Source organism: Pseudoduganella sp. RAF53_2 (assembly GCF_052113985.1).
Taxonomy (GTDB): domain Bacteria; phylum Pseudomonadota; class Gammaproteobacteria; order Burkholderiales; family Burkholderiaceae_D; genus Rugamonas.
This window is the reverse complement of record NZ_JBFRDW010000357.1, coordinates 1-6,105: the sequence shown is the minus strand read 5'-3', so window position 1 is coordinate 6,105 and position 6,105 is coordinate 1. Positions and strand designations below refer to the sequence as shown.

The following is a 6,105-nucleotide window of genomic DNA, read 5'->3' as shown; positions in this document are numbered from 1 at the left end:
ATTCAGATTAGCAGGATGCTGGGCGCTGTGGGCCACTGAAGGAGGGACTCATGCGCGCGCTTTCATTCCTTTCCGGCGCCGGCATGCTGGTTGCGTGCACTGCCACGCAAGCGCCGCTGCCGGCACCCGCGCCRCAGCCAGATGCCGTGTCACCGCTGGAGCACGCAGTGCTGGCCGATCCTGGCGATGCCCAGGCCTGGCAGCGGCTCGGCGAAATGCTGATGGTACTTGGCGACGATGAACGTGCGCAGCGCATGCTGCTGCAGGCGCGCACCCTGCGCAGTCACAGCGTGCGGGACGATTACGCTGTGCTGCGCGGTGCACTGGCCGAGGCGGCGCCCGGCATGCCACGCACGGAGCTGCGCGAGATCGGTCCTGCGCTGTTCGAACTGCGCCGCACGAGCGTGCCGCATCCAACGGCGGTGCGGCTGGAGATCAGCAACGGCAATGGTGTACGTGGACTGGCCGCCGCATGGGGGCGCTCGTTACGGAGCCAGCAGCTGCAAGTGATCCGCTTGTCGAACACGAAGCCGTTCAATGTGCCGGCTACGCGCATTCAATATCGCGGCAGCGGCGAACAGGCGCAAATCCTGGCGCGCCGCATTGGCGTGCTGGCGGTAGTGGCGGAGTTGGATGGAACGCGTCCCGGCGCGCCGGATATGCGATTGATTTTGGGACGCGATATAAGAAAAAAGCCGCCTACGGGTGTAGGCGGCAAACTCTTTGACTGAGTCAAGAGTGGTGGAGAAGAACAGTCAATTCCAGGCGACGCTACCCAGACCGCGCGCGGTCGAGTTGCGGGTGGCTGGTTTGCCGTAGACGGTTGCCGAACCCATGCCGCTCAGGCGCAGGTTGGCGGAATTCTTGGCGTAGAAGGTCGCGCTGCCCAGGCCCGTCATCTCGGCATCGAGACTTTCGGATTGCAGCTGCTTCGCATCCAGGCTGCCAATACCGCCCAGCAGCGCATGTAGGTTTTTGCTCTGGCCGGCAATCGTAATCTGTCCGGCGCCGCGCAAGTTCAGGTCGACATCTTCCGCATTGCCCGCATTGACATTCATGCTGCCAACGCCGGTCAGTCGCGCTTCGACTTTGCGGTATTGCGAATTCATTTTCACAGCGCCTGCACCTTCCAGAGAGAGGCGCATCGAATCGCCGGTGAAGCCATTCATCTCTGCGGAGCCTACGCCTGCGGAGACCAGCTCACGCACTTGCGGCAGGCTCAGTTCTGCGCTGAGTCGCGGATTGTCCATGTGCACGCCATTCAGGTCGGTGCCGATGCGCAGCGTGTCGCCGCTTTGCGTCACCGTCACTTTCGGCAGGTAGCGCTTGTCGCCGGAGACGACCAGGGAAGCCGGTCCTTGCTTCAGCTTCAGGCTGATCACACCATCCAGCACAACTTTCACGGCACGCCCATCGATGCTGCGGGTTTCGCTGACGTAGTCATCTGCGTGGGCGGCGCTGGTGAACAGGGCGGCTGCGGCGAACATCGTCATGCTGAAGAACTTTTTCATCTCTGTGGCTCCGTGTTGTTTGTGCTGGTGATTACAGGGCTGCTTTTTCAGCCGCGGTCAGGCGCTTGGCGCTGACGACGACGACTGGCATCTTGGCGTCTGCTTTTGCCACGATCGCTGCAGGTTCAGCAATGTGTTTGGCAGGGACTGCGGCGGTTGCGAAGCCGGTAGCGGCGATCAGGGCAACTGCACTCAGGAAGATGATTTCCATGTTTTTAGCGATGTTCATTTTAAGCTCCGTTCAGTGTCAGGTTAGTGCTGCTTGGTGATGCGTTTTGTGTTTCGTTGAGTGAACTATAGATAAGGCCACCGTCCAACACTACGGGCTTGCGACGAAATGCATTTTTGGCGACATGAACTGCAAAATGAGCGCGTAAAAGCAAACTGGGCGCCGAAGCGCCCAGTGTTGTGTACGGGCGGACGTCCGGCCGGACGGCCCGCAGAGAGGAAGCTTATGCGGCTTCGGCGTCTTCTTCCACCTTGGCTTCGCGCATCCACTTCACGATCGGCCAGGCGTCCTTGAAGCAGGCGGTAATCAGCGGCAGCAGTTCTTCCGGCTTGTTCAGCTTCAGATCGATCTCGGTATAGACGAAGAAGCTTTTCAGCTTGATGAACTCGATGTGCTCATGCTCAGGGTCGTAACCCTTGGGTGGGCGCTGCAGCTTGTGCTCTTCGGTGATCGAGCCATAGCGCGCCTTCAACGCCTTGTTGGCCAGCGCCTTGCGGAAGCCGGCCGCGTCTTCGACCATGTGGTTGCGCAGCGCCTTCAGGCGGTGCGGCGGCGGAATGTATTCGCCAGCGCCGATGCCAAGACGGCCTTCCTTATCCAGCTGGAAGTAATAGGTCGGACCACCGGCCATGCTGGGGCGGCGCATATCGTTGGGCGCGATGGCGGCCGAGAAGTGCGTCTTGTACGGGCTCTTGTCGTGCGCGAAGCGCACGTCGCGGTTGATGCGGAACATGGCTTTCTTCGGGTTGCAGAATTTCACGGCCGGGTCCATCTTGCCCAGTTCAATGATCACCTGGGTCACCAATTCCAGAAACTCTTCGCGCAGGATGTCGTAGCGCGGCTTGTTCATGATGAACCAGGGGCGGGCGTTGTTGTCGGTCAGTTCTTGCAGAAAGCGGGTGAGGTCGCGCAGATGCATGGTGTGTTAGTGTTTTTTCGGAAGGGGGCGCTGGCCGACCATCACATCGAGATCGGATTCGCGGGTTTTGCGCAGGATGCGCATGGTCGATTTGCCGCCCGGCTCCAGCTGGGCGATCAGGTTCAGCATTTCATTGGTGTCCTTGACCGGCTGGCCGTTCACCGACAGTAGGATATCGCCGGGGCGCATGCCGGCCTTGTCGGCCGGGCCGTTGCGCACTACGCCGGCGATGATGGCGCCGCTGTCGCGCTTGAGGCCGAAGCTCTCAGCCATTTCCGGCGTGATTTCCTGGGATTCCACGCCGATCCAGCCGCGTATGACGTGGCCTTCCTTGATGATGGACTCCATCACCGTCTTGGCCGTGCTGACGGGGATCGCAAAGCCGATGCCCACCGAGCCCCCGGTCTGGGAGTAAATGGCGGAGTTAATGCCCAGCAGATTGCCATTGGCGTCGATCAGGGCGCCGCCCGAGTTGCCGAAGTTGATGGCGGCATCTGTCTGGATGAAATTCTCGAAATGGTTGATGTGCAGATTATTGCGGCCCAGGGCGGAAATAATGCCCATGGTGACCGTCTGGCCCACGCCGAACGGGTTGCCGATGGCCAACACCACGTCACCCACTTTGGCCTGCTCCACCTGGCCCAGGATGATGACGGGCAGCTTGTCCAGCTCAATCTTGATCACGGCGAGGTCGGTTTCCGGATCGGTGCCGACCACCTTGGCTTTGCCTTTGCGGCCGTCGGCCAGCACGACTTCGATCTCGTCGGCCGCTTCCACCACGTGGTTATTGGTCAGGATATAGCCTTCCGGGCTGACGATCACGCCCGAGCCCAGGCTGTTCTGCTCATCGTCGCCTTCGTCGCGGTCGCCGAAGAATTTACGGAAGAACGGGTCGCGCGACAGCGGATGGCGGCGCCGCACGGCCTTGGAGGTGAGAATATTGACCACGGCCGGCATCGCTCGCCCGGCGGCGGAGCGGTAAGAGCCCGGCGACGGCGTGGCGGGCGCCTCGGTCAGGGTGGCGGCCCGGGTCGTGCTGCTGACTTGCGAGCGCGCGGCGGGCGCGCCTTGCCAATCCGGCCGCATGGCCGAATAGACGAAATACAGTGCCAGAACAATGGTCACCGTTTGCGCAAACAATAACCAGAGTCGTCGCATAGTCAATCCGATGAGTAAGAGGGCGGACCGCAGTCACGGTCCGCCAATACTCCTATTTTCGCAAAGAATCGCGGATTTCGCGCAACAGCAGAATATCTTCGGATGGCGGGGCCGGTTCGGCGGCTGCCCCGGCTGGCTTTTCACCTTCCGCCTTGCGGCGTGCGATCGCTACCAGGCGCACCATCTGGAAGATGACGAAGGCCAGGATGATGAAGTTGATCAGGATGGTGAAGAAGCTGCCGTAGGCGATCACGGCGCCCAGCTTCTTGGCTTCCGCCAGGGTCAGGTTGGCGGCCTGGCCGTTGAGTGGAATGTAATAGTTGGCGAAATCCAGCCCGCCAATCAGTTTGCCGACTGGCGGCATGATCACGTCCGCCACCAGGGAATCGACGATCTTGCTGAAGGCGGCGCCGATGATGACACCGACCGCCAGGTCGATCACATTGCCCTTCATGGCAAATTCTTTAAATTCTTGCATCATTCCCATGCCGAGTCCTCCCCGAGTTTTGTTACTTTAAATCATACTGATTTTTCAACTTTGCGACAAACATATGGTCAGCAAGTGATACCGCTCTATGGGGATTGGTTGGAAAAATGCAAGGTTTTGCTTTAAATCGCATTCCGCTTACCTTATAATTTAAGGTTGCTAGAAGGTTTGTTAGCGCTTAATAAAGATTTCGATTTTTGACTGATTGGGGTTTGTATGAGCATCGAAAAGCAGGTCGATCCGAGCCGACGCGGCTTACTCGTCGCCACATGTGCGGCTGGTGGTGTAGTCGGATTGGGCGCTACGGGCGCCTTGGTAAGCACCTTCCAGCCGTCTGAGCGCGCGAAAGCCGCCGGCGCGCCGGTCGAAGTGGACATCTCCGCCATGCAGCCTGGTGAGCTGAAAACCGTCGAATGGCGCGGCAAGCCAGTCTGGATTCTGAAGCGTACGCCGGAAATGCTCGCGTCGCTGAAGAAGACCGACGACAAGGTGGCCGACCCGGACTCCAAACGCAACCCTTCCGAATTCACGCCAGAATACTGCAGCAACGAACATCGCTCCATCAAGCCGGAAATCCTGGTCGCGATCGGCATTTGCACCCACCTGGGCTGCTCGCCATCGACCAAATTCGTTCCTGGCCCGCAGGCGTCCCTGCCGGATGACTGGGCCGGCGGCTTCCTGTGCCCATGCCACGGTTCCACCTTCGACCTGGCCGGCCGCGTCTTCAAGAACAAACCTGCTCCGGACAACCTGCCTGTTCCTCGTCACATGTACCTGAGCGATTCCAAGATCGTCATCGGTAAAGACCAGAAAGGCGAGGCATAATCCATGGGCGCATTCAAGGAAACCAAGTTCCCGGCCGATGCTCCGGCCGCACAGAAAGCACTGGGCTGGGTCGATGACCGCTTCCCGCTGACCAAACTGTGGAACGATCAATGGGGCAAGTATTACGCGCCCAAGAACTTCAACTTCTGGTACATCTTCGGCTCCCTGGCGGCGCTGGTGCTGGTGCTGCAGATCGTTACCGGTATCTTCCTGACCATGCACTACAAGCCGGACGCCAACCTGGCCTTCGGTTCCGTGGAATACATCATGCGCGAAGTGCCGTGGGGCTGGCTGGTGCGCTACATGCACTCGACCGGCGCTTCGTCCTTCTTCATCATCGTGTACCTGCACATGACCCGCGGCCTGCTGTACGGTTCCTACCGTAAGCCACGCGAGCTGGTCTGGCTGTTCGGTTTCGCCGTGTTCCTGTGCCTGATGGCGGAAGCCTTCTTCGGCTACCTGCTGCCTTGGGGCCAGATGTCCTACTGGGGCGCGCAGGTGATCGTGAATCTGTTCGGCGCCATCCCGCTGATCGGCCCTGACCTGTCGCTGTGGATTCGCGGTGACTATGTGGTGTCCGACGCGACCCTGAACCGCTTCTTCGCCTTCCACGTGATCGCCATCCCGCTGGTCCTGCTGGGCCTGGTGGCTGCGCACCTGATCGCGCTGCACGAAGTGGGTTCGTCCAACCCGGACGGCATCGAAGTGAAAGAGAACCTGGGCGCCGATGGCCATCCGGTGGACTCCATCCCTTCGCACCCTTACTACACCGTGCACGATATCTTCGGCGTGTCCGTATTCCTGGTGCTGTTCTCGGCGGTGGTGTTCTTCGCACCTGAGATGGGCGGCTACTTCCTGGAGTACAACAACTTCCTGCCGGGCGATTCCCTGAAGACTCCGCTGCACATCGCTCCGACCTGGTACTTCACCCCGTTCTACTCGGTGCTGCGTGCCACCACCGCTGACTTCATGTGGG

8 protein-coding genes are annotated in these 6,105 nt (G+C 60.1%); 3 read left to right on the top strand and 5 right to left on the bottom strand.

The features are described from left to right. The first annotated feature begins 50 nt into the window (after positions 1-50). Positions 51-731, top strand: a complete 681-nt coding sequence (locus AB4Z11_RS19865; protein ID WP_442027120.1) for a LytR C-terminal domain-containing protein — start codon at positions 51-53, stop codon at positions 729-731. Positions 732-755: 24 nt separating this feature from the next. Here the strand turns inward: AB4Z11_RS19865 and AB4Z11_RS19860 are convergent, their stop codons facing one another. The 5 genes from AB4Z11_RS19860 to mscL form a co-directional block, all read right to left on the bottom strand. After that, positions 756-1,511: a GIN domain-containing protein gene (locus AB4Z11_RS19860; RefSeq protein WP_442027118.1), complete on the bottom strand. Its 756-nt coding sequence runs from the start codon at positions 1,509-1,511 to the stop codon at positions 756-758. 31 nt (positions 1,512-1,542) lie between these two features. Continuing rightward, on the bottom strand, positions 1,543-1,740 hold the full coding sequence (locus tag AB4Z11_RS19855) for a hypothetical protein (RefSeq protein ID WP_442027117.1): 198 nt from the start codon (positions 1,738-1,740) through the stop codon (positions 1,543-1,545). A gap of 223 nt (positions 1,741-1,963) precedes the next feature. Next, positions 1,964-2,659 (bottom strand): DUF2461 domain-containing protein, encoded by a 696-nt coding sequence (locus tag AB4Z11_RS19850; protein ID WP_442027115.1) that lies wholly within the window; start codon positions 2,657-2,659, stop codon positions 1,964-1,966. A gap of 6 nt (positions 2,660-2,665) precedes the next feature. Beyond that, positions 2,666-3,817 (bottom strand): Do family serine endopeptidase, encoded by a 1,152-nt coding sequence (locus AB4Z11_RS19845; RefSeq protein WP_442027114.1) that lies wholly within the window; start codon positions 3,815-3,817, stop codon positions 2,666-2,668. A gap of 52 nt (positions 3,818-3,869) precedes the next feature. After that, a complete protein-coding gene (mscL, locus tag AB4Z11_RS19840) occupies positions 3,870-4,304 on the bottom strand; it encodes a large conductance mechanosensitive channel protein MscL (protein WP_442027113.1) in 435 nt (144 codons plus the stop codon). Between the two features lie 216 nt (positions 4,305-4,520). Here mscL and petA point away from each other — a divergent pair, with 216 nt between their 5' ends. Further along, a complete protein-coding gene (gene petA, locus AB4Z11_RS19835) occupies positions 4,521-5,129 on the top strand; it encodes a ubiquinol-cytochrome c reductase iron-sulfur subunit (RefSeq protein WP_442027112.1) in 609 nt (202 codons plus the stop codon). A gap of 3 nt (positions 5,130-5,132) precedes the next feature. Then, a partial coding sequence (locus AB4Z11_RS19830) for a cytochrome b (protein WP_442027111.1) occupies positions 5,133-6,105 on the top strand: 973 nt, incomplete at its 3' end.

What these genes read in the sequence shown, in the direction of transcription:
- AB4Z11_RS19860 (WP_442027118.1), bottom strand. Translation starts at nt 1,511, where the DNA reads ATGAAAAAGTTCTTCAGCATGACGATGTTCGCCGCAGCCGCCCTGTTC.
- AB4Z11_RS19855 (WP_442027117.1), bottom strand. Translation starts at nt 1,740, where the DNA reads ATGAACATCGCTAAAAACATGGAAATCATCTTCCTGAGTGCAGTTGCC.
- AB4Z11_RS19850 (WP_442027115.1), bottom strand. Translation starts at nt 2,659, where the DNA reads ATGCATCTGCGCGACCTCACCCGCTTTCTGCAAGAACTGACCGACAAC.
- AB4Z11_RS19845 (WP_442027114.1), bottom strand. Translation starts at nt 3,817, where the DNA reads ATGCGACGACTCTGGTTATTGTTTGCGCAAACGGTGACCATTGTTCTG.
- mscL (WP_442027113.1), bottom strand. Translation starts at nt 4,304, where the DNA reads ATGGGAATGATGCAAGAATTTAAAGAATTTGCCATGAAGGGCAATGTG.
- petA (WP_442027112.1), top strand. Translation starts at nt 4,521, where the DNA reads ATGAGCATCGAAAAGCAGGTCGATCCGAGCCGACGCGGCTTACTCGTC.